Consider the following 15,575-nt stretch of genomic DNA (forward strand, 5'->3'; position numbering starts at 1 on the left):
GCTGCTGGTCGAGCGAAGTCGAGACCCCCGCTGCTGGTCGAGCGAAGTCGAGACCGAAACTTTCGGTCTCGACTCCGCTCGACCAGCGTGGTGGCTCGACCAACGCGGTGGCCCGACCAACGCGGTGGCCCGACCAACGCGGTGGCCCGACCAACGCGGTGGCCCGACCAACGTGGTGGCTCGACCAACGTGGTGGCTCGACCAACGTGGTGGCAGGGTCTCGACTCCGCTCGACCGGCGTGTCAGGTCTCGACCGGTGGCGGCGGCCTCAGCCGACGTTGAGGCTCAACACATTTCGGCGTCGGTAGACCGATCCGAAGCGAGCGTCCAGACGCAGCCATGCCGATGATGCCCGAACACGGACAGGCTCGTCGGGTGCGATCGCGTCGACCGGCGATTCGCCGGTGATCTCGTGGCCTGCAGCGTCACGGACGAAGCCCATCGAGGTCAGCGCGAATACTGCGCGCATGGTCACATCGACGCTCACGTCGCCGCCGCTCACCGACAACACGTTCTGATCGAGAAGCGACGACGCCATCCCGAGTGCGCCGGACTCGTCACGGGCGACGTCGGCTCCACGTCGAGCCAGGTCGATGACCTCGCGCGCCGGCACGTCGTCGACGTGCACGAATCCGGCCGCTCCGGGCAGTGCACCCTGCCAGGCGATCGTTGGCATGGTCCCGACATCGAGCACCTCATCGCCTGCGGCCAATGACGCCGCGATCGCTGCGGCGTCGGCGACGACGTCGTTCGGGGTCACCGTGCCGAACACCGATCGCGTTGCGAGGACGTCGAATCCGGTCCGAACCCACAGACCGACGCGGGCGTCGTCCCGTTCGTGCACACGCAGCACACCCCCTTCGTCGGCTCGTCGCGCGCGCGCCACGAACGCCGAGACGTCTGACCGGTCCGACGCTCGGTAGGGCGAGAGTCCGCGGCCTTGTGCGGTCACGACCGCACGAACTCAGCTAGATACCTCTTCTCCTCCGGCGTCATCCGGCGGGGCCGCTGTGTATCGATGTCGAAGGAGACTAGTTGGGTGCTCGCCACGACGGCCGGCTTGGAGCCGGGTTCGGCACCGTAAGTGCGGACCTCGTAACCGACGGTGAAGTCGACTGCCCGCAACCGCTGCACGTACATCGTCACCGAGATCGGCGACTCGTCGTGGCGGATCTGTCCCTGATACTTCACGTGCAGGTCGGCGACGAGGCAGCCGCGACGCATGAGTGCCGTCGGCTTGTCGTCGTAGAACAGCCACGGGATCCGCGCCTCTTCAAGAAGCGTCACCATCCGTGCGTGATTCACGTGCGCGAACACGTCCATATCCGACCACCGGACCGGCACTGTGACGACGTATCCGTCGTCGGTGCGATGCCCGTCGTCGTCGAACAATCGCCGGTCAGGCTGTGCGCCCTGTTGATCCACTGAACCAGACTCCCCTCATCGACTCACCCGATCACACTACGCAACGCGCGCACCGCCACCGACAGGGTGGCGATGTCCCAGCGCGCTGCCGCGGTCAGGTCGTCGAGAGTCGCGCCGGCGCGAGATAGCAGCGCCGTCCGGCCTGCCGACCACTCCGCGATCTTCTCGCTCGGCGACTCGTCCGTCTCGCTCATCGACAGGATCGAATCGGTCAGCCCGCGAAGCACGGTCAGCAGGTCGTCGTGGAGTGCGACCCGCGCGAGCAGATGCCACCGGTCGCCGTGATCGAGTCCGTCGACAGCGGCGAGGAGTCGGGCTATGCCGAAGTGATCGAGCACTGCGAACAGCAACTCCCCCACTTCCGACCGGTCCCGGTCGGCGATGTCGGCGATGTCGTGGACGTCAAGCAGATGTACCCGGTGTTCGCTCTCGGCAACGGCACGGGCCACTGCGGGATCGACTCCGGCCTCTCGATACGCCTGTTCGACGGGGTCCTCGTCGTCGCGACGCAGCCATCCGCCGAGATCCGACGCCGAGTCGACGACATCGCGGTAGCGCGTGATCTCCGCGGCGATCGCCAGCGGCTGCGGTCGGTGCGCCAGCAGCCACCGTGACGAGGTCGCCAGCAGCCGGCGGACGCGACGCGTCATATCGTCGCCGACGTTCGCAGGCACCGGCTGCTCGCGGATCGCATCGATCAGGCCCGTGATCCCGAACACACCGTCGGCGACGACGAATGCCCTAGCGCCTTCACCGGTGTCCGCGCCGGTCGACTCCTGGATCGACAGCAAGTGTCCGATTCCACCGTCGTCGACGACCCGGTTCACCAGGCAGGTCGTGACGATCTCCCGACGCAGCCGATGGTCGGCGACCCCTTCGGGGAATCGTTTCCGAATCGCCTGCGGAAAGTACTCGGCCGCGAGTGGAGTGAGCACGTCGTTGTCCGGAAGGCTCGTCGCCAGCAGGCGGCCTTTGGTCTGGAGTTTGACGTGTGCCATCGTCGTCGCCAACTCGGGGCTGGTCAGTCCGCGGCCGAGTTCGCCGTTGCGACGTGCACGCAACTGTCGAGGATGCGGCAGTGCCTCCAGATCCAGGTCGACTCCACCATCAGCGAGCTCGCCGAGGAGCCGAGCGTGCTGCTCGACGTCATCGTCGGCGGTGGCCCGCGCCAATCCCAACTCGGCGTTCTGCGCGATGTTGTCGGCGAGGACGAGTTCGGCGACTTCGCCGGTCATCGACTCCAGGAAGTCGACACGGTCAGCTTCCTCGAGTGCTCCGGACGCGATCTGCGAATCCAGCAGCACCTTGATGTTGACCTCGTGGTCCGAGCAGTCGACGCCCGCCGAGTTGTCCATGGCGTCACTGTTGATCCGCACCCCGGACAGGTCCGCTTCGATGCGTCCGTGCTCGGTCACTCCGAGGTTGCCGCCCTCCCCGACCACCTTGACGCGCAGCTGCGCACCGGTCACGCGGATCGGGTCGTTGGCCTTGTCGCCGACCTCGGCGTCGGCCTCGTCGGTCGCCTTCACGTAGGTGCCGATACCGCCGTTGAATAGCAGGTCCACCGGAGCCAGGAGCACGGCTCGGATCAGTTCGGGCGGCTCGAGTTCGACGACGTCGTCGGCCAGTCCCAGGGCGACACGCATCTGCGGGCTGATCGGGATCGACTTCACGTCACGCGGCCACACCCCGCCGCCAGGCGAGATGAGCGACGTGTCGTAGTCGGCCCACGACGATCGCTGCATTCGGAACAACCGGTCACGTTCGTCGTACGACGACTCGGCGTCCGGTTCGGGGTCGACGAATACGTGACGGTGGTCGAACGCGCCGACCAGCCGAGTGTGACGGGACGCCAGCATCCCGTTTCCGAAGACGTCGCCGCTCATGTCACCGACGGCGACCGCGGTGAAGTCCTGCGACTGCACGTCGACGTCCATCTCGCGGAAGTGCCGCTTCACCGACTCCCACGCACCACGCGCGGTGATGCCCATCGCCTTGTGGTCGTAGCCGACCGATCCGCCGGAGGCGAACGCGTCGCCCAACCAGAACCCGTAGTGCGCGGACACTTCGTTGGCGATGTCGGAGAACGACGCGGTCCCCTTGTCTGCGGCGACCACCAGGTACGGGTCGTCGCCGTCGCGGCACACCACCCGGGCGGGGGCGACGACGGCTCCAGTCGCCGTGTCGAGGTCGTCGGTCACCTGCAGCAGCGAGGCGATGAAAGCGCGGTAGCACTCGATCGCCTCGTCGCGATTCGCCGGCCCGCGGCGGACGACGAAGCCGCCTTTCGCGCCGACCGGAACGATCACCGCGTTCTTGACGGCTTGCGCTTTGACCAGGCCGAGAACCTCCGTGCGGAAGTCCTCCAACCGGTCGGACCACCGGAGCCCGCCCCGCGCCACGTCGCCGAACCTCAGGTGAACGCCTTCCACCAGCGGTGAGTGCACGAAGATCTCGTACTTCGGACGCGGTTGCGGTGCCTGCGGGACATCGCCGGTTTGCAGCTTCACCGCGATCGTCGGGCGGGTCCACCCGTCGGACTCGGTGTAGAACGTGGTGCGCAGCGTCGCGCGGACGAGTGCCGCGAACGCCGATACGACGCGATCGGCGTCGAGGCTGAGGATCGCCGCGATCTGTGCGTCGAGCCGCTCGGATGCCTCGTCGCGCCGTGCATCGTCGAGGCCGTCGGGGTCGAACGACGCGGCGAACAGGTCGACGAGCGCCTCGGTCGCGGTGCGCTGATCGCCGAGCACTCCTGCGATGTGCGAGAGGCTGTACCCGAACCCGCACTGCCCCAAGTACCGCGCGTAGACGCGGAGCATCGCCACCCACCGTGCGGTGAGACCGGTGCGGAGCACGAGTTCTCCGAGGCGGTCGACGTCCGCGTGACCGAGCCACATCTGCTCGAACGCGTCGGCCACGCGAGCGGGCAGGTCGAGCGTGCGGTCGGCGTCGATGCCGGGAGCGGGTGTCACAGTAAACTCGTAGACCCGGACGGCGGGCCCGGCCGGGCGGTCGATCGTGTACGGGTGCTCGTCGACGACGGTCAGACCGAGGCTCTGCAGCACCGGAAGCACATCGGTGAGTGCCGCTTCCCTGTCGCACAGGTACAGCGTGAACGTCCAGACGTCGTCGACATCGGAGGATCCTCCCCCCTCATGTATGTCGACCCGCACGTCCATGTCGCCTGCCTCGAGCGACGCCGCGATCGGTAGGTCGGCCGCGGCAGCGGCGGGGTCGCGGCCGTCCCGATAACGCTCGGACACATGTTGCAGCAGGGAGAGGGACGCCGCGTCCGCAGCGGCGTGATCACGTACCTTGTCGTCCCAGGTGCGGACTGCGTCTGCGAGCTGTCGCTGACAGGAGACGCCCTCGGCGTCGTCGAGGACCACTGGGTGTGGGACGTGCATGAGCAATTGCAGTTGGGCGAGCGGCGACTGCGACAAGCGTGTCGCGAACTCGGTCTCCTGGCCACCGTGAGCGGCCTTGATGATCTCCGTGAGCCGGATGCGGACGGCCGTCGAATACACCTCTCTGGCCATGAACACCATGGCCGACACCGTGTGCCCGTCGACTCCAGGACGGACCTGGAACCGCGGGGTGCGTGCAGCCTGTGCGTCGAGGAGTTCGCCGACGCGCGCGGTGAGATCGTCGGCGTCGGCGGCGAACAGTTCGACGATTGGGAACGCCTGGAGCAGGTCGACGGCGGCCGTACCGCCGTACGATTCCTGGGTGAAGCCGAGCCCGTCGAGCACCCGAGCAGTCGTGACGCGCACGCCGGGGATGTCGTGGATCGACTGGTGCGCCCCCGCCCCGGTGATGATCCCGAGGAACTGGTGCTCCACGCCGCCGTCGGTGACGCGCAGGAGGGTCGGGAACTGACCGCGCAAGAGGCCGGTCGGCAGCCACGCCCGGTCGACGTCGACGCCGGAGTCCGCCGTCAACGGAGTCGGACGATGAGTCGCTCTGGCCCGCCACACTCCGAGGACCTCACCGCCGTCCGGATCGATTGTCGCAGCACGGTATCCGACGCCGACGAAGTTCCCTCGCGACGCGAACCATTCCAGGATTCGCACGTCCTCGGCGGCGGCTCCGTGGTCGGCGATCGCCGCGGTGACGTCGGTGAGCCGGGCACGCATCGTCGCGGTGTCGTCGCGGACCGACATCGCCAGAGACGCCGCTGAAGCCACCGACGATTCGAGCGCAGTCAGATCGGCGTCGGACTCCGGCGCGGTGACGACGGTGATCCACGATTCGGCGATGCCGTCGTCGTCGAGACCCACGAGTCTGCCCTGCACGTCGCGCGCCACGGTCAACTGCGGGTGATCGATCGCCGTGATCACGTAGCCTGCGTCGCCGACTGCGGTAAGGATCGACTCGACGAGAAGCGGAACATCGTCGAGAACCGCATGCACGTCGATCCCGCCGCCGTCGGCACGGGCCGCCGAGACCAGGATCTCGCCCGGCGATCTGGTGTCCCCCACCGCCACGTGACGTTCGAGTCGGCGATCGATCTGCTCCGCCGGTACATCGCCCGCTCCTGCGCGGTAGCGTGCCGCGAGTTCGGATCTCACTGATGCCCACACCCTCTCATCGACTGCCCCAACCCTACGACGGGCGACGCCGCCTCGTCGGAGCATCGGCGAGGTGGACAGGCCACATCGCCGAGCGAGTCCGATCGGGTCCGAAACGGGTCAGTCGTCACGGCGGGGTGTCGTTGAGCAGGTCGATCAGTTCGGGGATCAGCGAGACTCCCCACGCGATGAGTGCGACGACCGCACCGATCACCGCGATCAGCACAAGCCATGCCGCCACGCGCCCAAGCACGTTCCGGAGACCAGGAGCGCCGACCAGTAGTTTCACGAATTCGACGAGCACGTCGATGAGTCGAACCAGAAGCATCATTGCGGGCTCCCCTACGTCATGGTGACGTTCGAGAACGTCAGTACGGGCCAGCACACGATCGAGCCGAGGAACGAGATGACTTGATCCACGGGATTGTCGATGTCGGTCAGATGCGACGTGTGGGTGAGCGTCCAGATGACGCCGACGAGCCCGTACGGGATCCCGATGAGGATCAGTGCGCCGAGGAACTCGGACACCTTCATCTCGTGGTCGAGTACCTTGCTGATCTGATTCCACACCGGAGAGAATCCTTTCGATGGTCGCACGCTGGTAGATGGACAGACGTGCAGGCTGGGCCCGGTCAGATCAGATCCTTGTTCTTCTCGATCTTGCGGCGCAGGTCGGACATGTTGAAGTAGAAGCTGCCGAAGCGCAGCGGGCGCGGCAGGAACCGGTTGACGAAGCCGACGAACAAGAAGAGGTTGGCGAACCGTCGCTGATCGACGGCTCGCCACCGTAGGCCGATCTTCTCCCGGAACAGCGGCGGCATCATGCCGATCGACAGGAAGCGCAGAAGGCCGCGCAACGGGAGTCCGAGCATCGGAGTGATCATCTTGAGATCGATGAGGTCGTTGATGAACTGGATCTGTGTCTCGTCGTAGGAGATGCGCTCACACGCGGCGTTCCAGTAGTGGTCGAACTCTCGGCGCGTGCTCGGCCACATCTCCTCGGTCACCTGCAGCGTCGTTCCGAGACTGCTGGCGCCTGCGTAGAACTGTTCTGCCTGCTCGTCGTCCATCTTCCCGTGCAGGAGTTCATGCGCGTCTTCGAAGCCGATGTAGAGGCAGGCTGCGACCCACATCTGGAGCTCGCGGTTGAACGCGTTGTATTTGACCGGCGAGTTCTCGTCGTCGCGCACATGCCGATGCGCAGTGTTGATCGCGTCTCGGTATGCGTCGCGCTCATCTTGCGTACCGAGGACTGCGACGGCCAAGTAGGTCGCGGTGGTCCGCAGCCGCTTCCACGGGTGGTGCATGAGCGCGCCCGACTCGACCTTCGACTCCATCACGCCGTAAGCCACTTCGCGCCAGCCGAGTTGCATGGCCACGTTCGTCGCCGACCCGGCCGCCGCCCAGAAGTCGAAGGCGTCCTGCAGGTCGGCGCGATGGTATTCGTCGTTGGGCTTGCGCTGCGGCGTCGTGATCGTGATCCGAGTGTCGGCGACGGTCAACGTCGGCACGGTGTCCCGCCAGTCCGGCACGTACCCGCGCCGTCCACGCCGCGTGCGCTCCGGTTCGTCCGTGGCGTCGTCGCCGACCACACTGCGAGCCATCGAGCCCTCCGCCTGAATGCGAGTGTCAGCACCGTCCATAGTGTTACACACTATTATCATTTGTATCATCCAGGCAAGGGTTCGGCCCCTGACCTTTCATCCCGCCCCTACGACGCGAAATTCCCCGCTCGGCGGCGGCGATCCCCGAGAAGGGGATGCCGACTCCGAACGGGGAATCGTGGGACGCGGACGACCTTAGAGCGCTGGGCGTCAGTCGCGCGTGAGCTTGCGGTGCGTCACGCGGTGCGGGCGGGCCGCTTCCGCACCGAGGCGCTCCACCTTATTGGCCTCGTAGGCTTCGAAGTTACCCTCGAACCAGAACCACTGGCCCTCTGCTACGTTGCCCTCCCACGCGAGGATGTGAGTACACGTCCGGTCGAGGAACCACCGGTCGTGTGAGATCACGACGGCACAGCCCGGGAACTGCTCAAGTGCGTTCTCCAGGGAGCCGAGAGTCTCGACGTCCAGGTCGTTGGTCGGCTCGTCCAACAGGATCAGGTTGCCGCCCTCTTTCAGGGTCAGCGCGAGGTTGAGTCGGTTGCGCTCACCGCCGGAGAGGACCTCGGACGGCTTCTGCTGGTCGGGCCCCTTGAAACCGAACGCGCTGACATACGCGCGCGAGGGCATCTCATTCTGTCCGACCTCGATGAAGTCGAGCCCGTCCGAGACGACCTCCCACACGGTCTTCTTTGGATCGATATTGGCGCGCCCCTGGTCGACATAGCTGAGCTTGACCGTCTCGCCGACCTTCACCTCGCCCGAGTCCGGCTCCTCGAGCCCGACGATCGTCTTGAACAGGGTCGTCTTACCGACACCGTTCGGTCCGATGACGCCGACGATGCCGTTGCGCGGCAGCGTGAACGACAGATCCTTGATGAGGACGCGACCGTCGAAGCCTTTGTCGAGGTGGCTGACGTCGACGACGACATTGCCCAGACGCGGCGGCGTCGGGATCTGGATCTCCTCGAAGTCGAGTTTGCGGTGCTTCTCGGCTTCGGCAGCCATCTCGTCGTAGCGAGCCAATCGTGCCTTGTTCTTGGTCTGTCGAGCCTTCGACCCGGAGCGGACCCACTCGAGCTCCTCCTTGAGGCGCTTCTGTAGTTTCTGGTCCTTCTTGCCCTGAACCTCCAGGCGCTCGGCCTTCTTCTCCAGGTACGTCGAGTAGTTGCCCTCGTACGGGTGGAGCTTGCCGCGGTCGACCTCGCAGATCCAGCCTGCGACGTGATCGAGGAAGTATCGGTCGTGCGTCACGGCCAGAACCGCGCCCTCGTAGTTCGCGAGGAACTGCTCAAGCCACAGCACCGACTCGGCGTCCAGGTGGTTGGTCGGCTCGTCGAGAAGCAGGAGGTCGGGCTTGCTCAGCAGCAGCTTGCAGAGCGCGACACGGCGTCGCTCACCACCGGACAGATGGGTGACCGGCGAGTCCGCGGGCGGGCAACGCAGCGCGTCCATCGCCTGCTCGATCTGACTGTCGAGGTCCCACGCATCGGCGTTGTCCAGGTCGTCCTGGAGACGGCCCATCTCCTCCATCAACTCGTCGGAGTAGTCGGTGGCCATCAGTTCGGCGACCTCGTTGTAACGGGCGAGCTTCACACCGATCTCGCCCATTCCCTCCTCGACGTTCTCCTTGACCGTCTTGTCCTCGTTGAGCTCCGGCTCCTGCATGAGGATGCCGACGGTCGCGTCGGGATCGAGGAACGCCTCGCCGTTCGACGGCTGGTCGAGCCCGGCCATGATCTTCAGGATCGACGACTTACCTGCGCCGTTCGGGCCGACGACGCCGATCTTGGCGCCCGGGTAGAAGCTCATGGTGACGTCGTCGAGGATCACTTTGTCGCCGTGCGCCTTACGCACCTTCTTCATCGTGTAAATGAACTCAGCCATAGCTAAAGCCTTCCTACCTCGGCAGACGCTCCACCGGGGCATGTTCGTGTACAGGTGCAGTACGTGTTTGTGCACAAGTCGACCAACGCCAGGGCATCCGGCATGTGCACAGATCGTATGAAGTCAGCCTAGCGAGTGCTACTGACCACCAGCATCACCGGGCGCGTTCGCCAACTTCCCTCACACCTTCTTGCCGCTACCCGCACGGTTGCACGACCCGACCCTCTCCGCATCGACAGGTCGGACGAGGCCACCTTCGATGGCCACCGGAGTTCTAAACCGTGACGAAGCCGTCTCCATCTAGGTCCCACGGCGAGGCGATCGATGAACGAAAGGAGCACGACAGATAGCCAGGCAGGCAGAGCTACTCCTCACCAATAGCGAAAGGCTGGCAGGCACGGTCGGCAAACTCACGGATAGCGACGCCGAGCAGCACAATCGCGAAGACGGCGAGCCTGGACAGGGACGGCACACTGCCAACCGCCAGATGGTCGAGAGCCCAGATGATCAGTGACCCACCGACCATGGGTGCGGCGACCACCGCGATGCCGAGCCACAATCGGCGGACAATGATCGCGCGCGCCACCGCGGCAAGCACCGTGACGAAGAGTGCTACGAATGAAACCGTCGTGAAGGCGTTCGACGTAGCGAAGGAATTCTCAATGCCATCGAAATCGCCCGCGTCGGTAAGCGGCACGTATGCGCCGCCGAACGACGGCATCGCCAACTCTGCCGTGAACTGAGCGATTACAAATACCCACCATCCCGTACGCCCGACGAGATTCGTGATCTGCATTGACCGATCGTAGACACGAGCGCGAACGCGAGTCGGGGTCGGCCCGTCGCCGACCCGGATACCGCCGACGCGCGGTGGACGAAAATTCACGATAGAATGGTGCGCTGTGTCACACTGGGAACCGCTGCGGACCTCTCGTCCGTTGCACCCACAGCCCGGGCCGCCACGGCCACCGACCGAGATAACGAGGGGTCGACGATTTTGAGCACTCGTCTGCGGATCAAGATCTGGCACCGTCAGCAGCGCTATACGATCCGGAGCCACCGCAAGCTCAACATGCTGTACCGAGTCGGCGTCGCCGTCGTCGGTACCGTCCTCCTGCTGGCCGGACTCGTGATGATCCCACTGCCGATTCCCGGCCCCGGGTGGGGCGCATTCTTTCTCGGCCTCGGTGCGCTGTCCACTGAGTTCGAATGGGCACACCGGGTGACGTCGTTCATTTTCACGTTCCTGCGCCGCCTCGGCCATATCACCCGCGTGGCGTGGACCCGTTTCGACGCAGCCGTCCACCGCCGCGTGGAACGACTCACCGGCGCGCGACTCGTGCAGACCTGGCTTGAGTTCCAATGGTCGTTCCAAACGCCGTACGCGTTCGCCTGACACTCGAGATCCAACGGTAGCCACTACCGAACGGCAGAACCGACGACGCCGACTCCGAACAACGCACCGCCCTCCGGTCGACCCCTCCCCTGGGTCGGCCTTTTTCTGTCGCCTTCTGATCCAGTTGCCGCATAAACCTTAGACATTTAGGATTTCGCCAGGTGGTCGAAGCCACGGAGGAGTGCACCCGCGTGCGGCGCGTAAGTCTCCGCTCCAGTAGGTCGGCGGCAAGAAGCAGTGATCTAGCGGCCCCATAGCCGCCGTCGCAGTCAATTACGCGCACAACCGCGACGCCGCGCAGAAGACCGTCGATGTGATCGTTGCCGACGGCGGCAGCGCCGTCGCCGTCCGTGTGGACATCTCCGAGGCCGACCACGCGCAGTCGCTGATCGACGGGACCACTGCGCGACTCGGCGCGCCGAGCGTCCTGGTCAACAACGCGGGCATGAACAAGACGCGCTCGGCCCGCAAGCAGACCATTGCCGAATGGGATCAGGTGATCGCCGTCAACCTGTCGGGGCCTTCTCCTGCACGCACGCCGCGCTTCCAGCGATGTACGAGAATGGCTTCGATCGCATCATCTTCATCGGCATGGCCAAGTCGCTCGCGGTCGAGGTCGCGCGACGCGGGATCACCGTGAACACCGTGATTCCCGGGTTCGTCGAGACGGAGATCATCGCCACCGGCGATGCGTTAGAAGCGCTGACCGCCAGTTGGCTGAAGATTCCCGCCGAATCCGACAGTCCAGCTCCGTGTCCGACGATGCGGATCGCCACACCGCCCGGAACCAGTGCGTTGACCCGCACCGAGTAGGGCGCCAGTTCCTGCGCCGCGGTGCGCGTCCACTGCAGGACCACAGCTTTGGCCGCGCTGTACGGATGCGGTCCCAAGCCCGTGCGGACTCCCGCATCAGCCGTGACGCGGCAGTCAGATCGTCGATCGAGATCATCGACGCCGAGGGGCTTGAAGCGTTCAGCCTCCCCCGGCTGGCCAGGCACCTCGCAACGCCGCGCCGATCCTGCTGCAGTACCTGCCGCGGAGCCTGTTCATCGAGACGTACGAGGACACCGCACACTTCCTCAAGGACTCAGGCATCCCCTCGGGCCTCCATGTCCGCATTCTCGATGCTTCTCGCACAAGCATTGGCCGAGAACGAGTACACCCAGCAGATGCTGTACGTGGAGTTGGTCCGCAGCTTCCTGCACGGCGTCGTTCGGGAGCGCTGTCCGGGCTAGCCCGGACAGTTACTCGTCGACGCGCTCTTGCTCACTGTTCATGCCGCGCAGCATCCGGTTGTAGCTCTCGAGTTCGGCGTCCTCGTCACGCTCCTCCTTGCGGTCGAACCGGCGAGCGACCTTCTCGTCCTGTCTGCGCCACTGGACGAGGAGCGCGAGCATCACGATGACGAGCGGGAACTCGCCGGTCGCCCATGCGATCCCGCCGCCTACGCGCTGATCGGCCGCGAGGTCGAGCGGCCACGGGTACTCGAGGCTTCGGTAGTACGTCTCGGCGATGAGCGCCGACGTCATCATCAGCGCGACGCCGAAGAAGGCGTGGAACGGCAGCGCGCCGAGCACCACCCCCAGCTTCGCCACGTGACTCGTCTGGCGTGGTGCCGGATCGATGCCGATCACCAGCCAGTAGAAGAGGTACCCGCTGATGAGGAAGTGGATGTTCATCAGGAGGTGGGCGGAGTGGTGTTCCACGACGACGTCGAAGAGACCGCCCAGGTAGAGCACGTAGAAGCTGCCGACGAAGACGACGATGACGATCAGTGGGTGCGTCACGGCCTTCGAGAACTTGCTGTGCAGCGCCGCCAGGATCCATTCACGTGGCCCGTCCGGATTTCCCCGACCTGCGGGCGGAATAGCCCGCAGCGCCAACGTCATCGGCCCGCCGAGGACCAGCAGCACCGGCACGAGCATCGTCAGCATCATGTGCGACATCATGTGGCTGCTGAACAGCGCGGGCGAGTAACGACCCACACCCGACGACGTCGCGATCAGGAGGCTCAGGCAACCGAGCAGCCACGCTGCAGTCCGGCCGATCGGCCAGGTGTCGCCGCGCTTGCGCAGCCGCCATACGCCGCGAAGGTAGACGGTCGCCATCAGGATGGCTGCCGTGCCGAAGATCAGGTCGAACCGCCAGTCGAACAACAAACGCGTCAGCGTCGGCGGGCCCGCGAGGTCGTACCCGATCTTCAACGCCATCGGCGTCACATCGGTCGTCGCCAGGTCCGGGGGCGGCGTGCGAGAGAGTCCGGCGGCGAATCCGAACGCGACTGCGAACACGATCAGTTCGACCGCGGCAAAGCGGACGAACAGGGACTTACGTGGTTCGTCGGAGCGATCGAGCTCAGCGATGGTGACCCGGCGGTGCAGTCCACCGATCGCGCCGGCCACGACGAACGCGAGCGCCTTCCCGAGCACGATGAGCCCGTAGGTGGTCGTGAATAGTTGCCCGATCGGCATCCGCACCAACGCGTTGACCACGCCGCTGATCCCGACCACGATCAGGCACCAGAAGGCGACACGCGAATAGCGGCGCACGGCGAGTCTCCGCCACCGACCGTTGCCGAACGCGTAAGCGACGACCACGAGCAATCCGCCTGTCCAGACCGCTGCGGCCACGATGTGCAGAATCAGGCTGTTCGTCGCGAGGTCGTGTCCGCCGCCCGCCGAGGAGTGCCCGGCCAGCGCGGACGGCATCAGCGACAGGAAGGCCAACCCCATGACGACGAACGTCCAGCCCCACTTGAGTGCAGCGCGCGAGACGATCGCCGCGAGGACGGCGAAGATCGCCGTCCACAGCCAGTACCGCGCGTCGGCGACCTGACCGTAGGCGGTGAACAGGTTGTCCGGCTTCAGCGTCTCACTCAGCGGGTAGCCGCTCACATTCGAGATCGTCAGCGGGATCATCACGACTGCGCAGACCGCCCACACGAGCATCGCAGCGTACGTCCACCGGATGGCGCGGAACCCGCCCACGTCCAGGTGTCCCCCGCGCTGCGGCGGAACGAAGAATGCCGCGAACAACGCCGCACCGAGACCGATTGCGGCGCTGAGTTGTCCGACGGCGGTGACGACGGGAACTCCGTACGTGGTGAAGAACCCGGCATCCGGGACGCCCGCGAGGCGCAGCGCCGTCGCCGCAGAGGCCGCTGTCACCAAAGCGCCGGCAACCGCGCCGACTACGAGCATCGCCGCGACGATCATGCGCCGAGGACCCGACGGATCGGTGAGGTGGTCTCGGTCGATCACATGAGCGGAATCAGGCTCGGTATCGGCCGCCGGGGACGTCGTTGACATAGGTCCATCGTAGGACCCGATATACTTTCTTCTCGCCGCCGCTATCACCGCGATGGCAAACGCCTCCGTAGCTCAGGTGGATAGAGCAAGAGCCTTCTAATCTCTAGGTCGCAGGTTCGAGTCCTGCCGGGGGCACCCACTCGACGAGCCGCTCGGCGATCGCCGGGTGGCCGAGCAACGTGAAGTGGTGCGCGCGCTGCAGGTGCAAGCCGTTCTTCGGGTCGAAGCCGATGCGTCTGGCCTTGTGTGAACCGGACGCACTCGGGGTGAGCACTAGGCCGTCGCCGATGACCCGGCCGATCGGGTTCCGCTGCGATCGGGTGATCGCAGCAGAGACGAAGTAGTGATTCGCCTGCGGGAGCAGCGGCACTTCGGCAGCGACTGCCTTGCCCAGTGCGTCCGGGTCGCGGCCGACCCAATCCTCGTCGACGAGACTGCCGCCGCGCAGGTCACGGATTCCGACGCTGCGGCGTCGCAGGAGCCCGCCGAACGCCGAGGTCTCCGGAAACAACGACAGCCCGGCACTCGCATAGTGAGCGAGATTCTCGAGCGGAGCGCCCAGATGCGGTGTTCCGAGACTCACAGTCGCCCTGACCAGACCCACCCACTCCCGCCCATCGACGTCGGCGCGGTGCGCCGCGCTTCGGAGTACCAGCCCGCCCATCGAATGCCCGATGAGGACGATTCGCTCTACCGGCACCGGCCAGTTCCGAACCAGTTCGTCCAGTTCGACCGCGATGTCGCGCCCGTTCACCGACACCCGTCTGCCGGTGTTGTATCGCAAATGCACGGTGGTGAAGCCGCGCTCGGCGAGCACGTGCTCGTAATGCGGGCCCTCGCCGTACCGGAACGCATGCTCGGTCTCCATCAGCCCGTGCGCGAACACGACCAGTGCGCCGGTTGCCTCCCCGAAGGCCGCCGCCAGTCCTGATGCCGTGCAGTCCACCGGCCGTCCGTCGACGCGAACACTGACCGCGTCCTCAGTGAGCGGTGAACGCCTGCCCTCGAGTTCGTCCCCGATCAGACCGTTGACCGCAGCGATGACTCCCGATCCCACCACAGTCCGGGATACCGGCGCCTGCAGTGGAAGGTCGGCGACGTTTCGGCCGACGACACCCGCAGAGTCGACCCCGGCCCGCACAGCGGTGTAGACGCCATCGGTGATCGCATCGTGCATGACCTTGACCGGCGCTGCCGACCGGCGCGTGAGCAAGCCGACCCCACGGAACACCCGATCGGACACCGCGCGATGGGTGTGATGAATCCCGCCGGTGGCCCGACCGATTTCCGAGAGCAGCAGACCGGCCAGTTCCCGGACTTCCCTCCGGCGTGCATCGCGATCGTTCATCGCCCGTGAGTGTACACTTGTTCACTGATTTTGACC

General features: G+C 65.7%; 13 protein-coding genes, 1 tRNA gene and 2 pseudogenes. 5 read left to right on the forward strand and 11 right to left on the reverse strand.

Annotation, left to right across the window (positions count from 1 at the left end; genetic code table 11):
• Positions 1 to 268 precede the first annotated feature (268 nt).
• The 8 genes from ACTIMF_RS14750 to ACTIMF_RS14785 all read right to left on the reverse strand — a co-directional run bounded on the left by ACTIMF_RS14750 (position 269) and on the right by ACTIMF_RS14785 (position 10,283).
• On the reverse strand, positions 269 to 952 hold the full coding sequence (locus ACTIMF_RS14750) for a hypothetical protein (protein WP_442351052.1): 684 nt from the start codon (positions 950 to 952) through the stop codon (positions 269 to 271).
• Complete coding sequence (locus ACTIMF_RS14755) at positions 949 to 1,425, reverse strand: acyl-CoA thioesterase (RefSeq protein ID WP_442351053.1); 477 nt, start codon at positions 1,423 to 1,425, stop codon at positions 949 to 951. Before ACTIMF_RS14755 ends, ACTIMF_RS14750 begins: the two co-directional genes overlap by 4 nt.
• Before the next feature lie 23 nt (positions 1,426 to 1,448).
• Positions 1,449 to 5,999: an NAD-glutamate dehydrogenase domain-containing protein gene (locus ACTIMF_RS14760; protein WP_442351054.1), complete on the reverse strand. Its 4,551-nt coding sequence runs from the start codon at positions 5,997 to 5,999 to the stop codon at positions 1,449 to 1,451.
• Positions 6,000 to 6,126: 127 nt separating this feature from the next.
• Positions 6,127 to 6,330 carry a hypothetical protein gene (locus tag ACTIMF_RS14765; protein WP_442351055.1) on the reverse strand — a complete coding sequence of 68 codons (204 nt, stop codon included), beginning with the start codon at positions 6,328 to 6,330 and terminating at the stop codon, positions 6,127 to 6,129.
• Between the two features lie 11 nt (positions 6,331 to 6,341).
• Positions 6,342 to 6,533 carry a hypothetical protein gene (locus tag ACTIMF_RS14770; RefSeq protein ID WP_442351082.1) on the reverse strand — a complete coding sequence of 64 codons (192 nt, stop codon included), beginning with the start codon at positions 6,531 to 6,533 and terminating at the stop codon, positions 6,342 to 6,344.
• 98 nt (positions 6,534 to 6,631) lie between these two features.
• Entirely contained in the window at positions 6,632 to 7,642 is a 1,011-nt protein-coding gene (locus ACTIMF_RS14775) for an oxygenase MpaB family protein (protein WP_442351056.1), read from the reverse strand.
• Positions 7,643 to 7,813: 171 nt separating this feature from the next.
• Positions 7,814 to 9,487 carry an energy-dependent translational throttle protein EttA gene (gene ettA / locus ACTIMF_RS14780; RefSeq protein ID WP_442351057.1) on the reverse strand — a complete coding sequence of 558 codons (1,674 nt, stop codon included), beginning with the start codon at positions 9,485 to 9,487 and terminating at the stop codon, positions 7,814 to 7,816.
• A 364-nt stretch (positions 9,488 to 9,851) separates the two neighbouring features.
• The gene (locus ACTIMF_RS14785) at positions 9,852 to 10,283 is read right to left on the reverse strand and encodes a hypothetical protein (protein ID WP_442351058.1); all 432 of its coding nucleotides are present in this window, start codon (positions 10,281 to 10,283) and stop codon (positions 9,852 to 9,854) included.
• Between the two features lie 201 nt (positions 10,284 to 10,484).
• Here ACTIMF_RS14785 and ACTIMF_RS14790 point away from each other — a divergent pair, with 201 nt between their 5' ends.
• The 3 genes from ACTIMF_RS14790 to ACTIMF_RS14800 all read left to right on the forward strand — a co-directional run bounded on the left by ACTIMF_RS14790 (position 10,485) and on the right by ACTIMF_RS14800 (position 11,696).
• Complete coding sequence (locus ACTIMF_RS14790) at positions 10,485 to 10,883, forward strand: PGPGW domain-containing protein (protein ID WP_442351059.1); 399 nt, start codon at positions 10,485 to 10,487, stop codon at positions 10,881 to 10,883.
• A gap of 313 nt (positions 10,884 to 11,196) precedes the next feature.
• Complete coding sequence (locus ACTIMF_RS14795; protein ID WP_442351060.1) at positions 11,197 to 11,523, forward strand: SDR family NAD(P)-dependent oxidoreductase; 327 nt, start codon at positions 11,197 to 11,199, stop codon at positions 11,521 to 11,523.
• The gene (locus tag ACTIMF_RS14800; protein ID WP_442351061.1) at positions 11,475 to 11,696 is read left to right on the forward strand and encodes an SDR family oxidoreductase; all 222 of its coding nucleotides are present in this window, start codon (positions 11,475 to 11,477) and stop codon (positions 11,694 to 11,696) included. The genes ACTIMF_RS14795 and ACTIMF_RS14800 overlap by 49 nt, the downstream gene beginning before the upstream one ends.
• A 5-nt stretch (positions 11,697 to 11,701) precedes the next feature.
• On the opposite strand, the pseudogene ACTIMF_RS14805 reads toward ACTIMF_RS14800, so the two are convergent.
• Positions 11,702 to 11,773, reverse strand: a pseudogene (locus tag ACTIMF_RS14805) (hypothetical protein); the annotation flags it as partial.
• Between ACTIMF_RS14805 and ACTIMF_RS14810 the strand changes: the two are divergent.
• Positions 11,762 to 12,118, forward strand: a pseudogene (locus ACTIMF_RS14810) (hypothetical protein). The pseudogenes ACTIMF_RS14805 and ACTIMF_RS14810 sit on opposite strands and share 12 nt — an antisense overlap.
• A 9-nt stretch (positions 12,119 to 12,127) precedes the next feature.
• On the opposite strand, the gene ACTIMF_RS14815 reads toward ACTIMF_RS14810, so the two are convergent.
• Positions 12,128 to 14,191: a cytochrome c oxidase assembly protein gene (locus tag ACTIMF_RS14815; RefSeq protein WP_442351062.1), complete on the reverse strand. Its 2,064-nt coding sequence runs from the start codon at positions 14,189 to 14,191 to the stop codon at positions 12,128 to 12,130.
• Positions 14,192 to 14,252: 61 nt separating this feature from the next.
• On the opposite strand from ACTIMF_RS14815, the gene ACTIMF_RS14820 reads away from it, so the two are divergent.
• Positions 14,253 to 14,326, forward strand: a tRNA-Arg gene (locus tag ACTIMF_RS14820).
• Here ACTIMF_RS14820 and ACTIMF_RS14825 read toward each other — a convergent pair.
• A complete protein-coding gene (locus ACTIMF_RS14825) occupies positions 14,295 to 15,539 on the reverse strand; it encodes an esterase/lipase family protein (RefSeq protein WP_442351063.1) in 1,245 nt (414 codons plus the stop codon). The two genes, ACTIMF_RS14820 and ACTIMF_RS14825, sit on opposite strands and share 32 nt — an antisense overlap.
• Positions 15,540 to 15,575: the final 36 nt, after the last annotated feature.

Source organism: Gordonia sp. (in: high G+C Gram-positive bacteria) (assembly GCF_052106715.1).
Lineage (GTDB): Bacteria > Actinomycetota > Actinomycetes > Mycobacteriales > Mycobacteriaceae > Gordonia.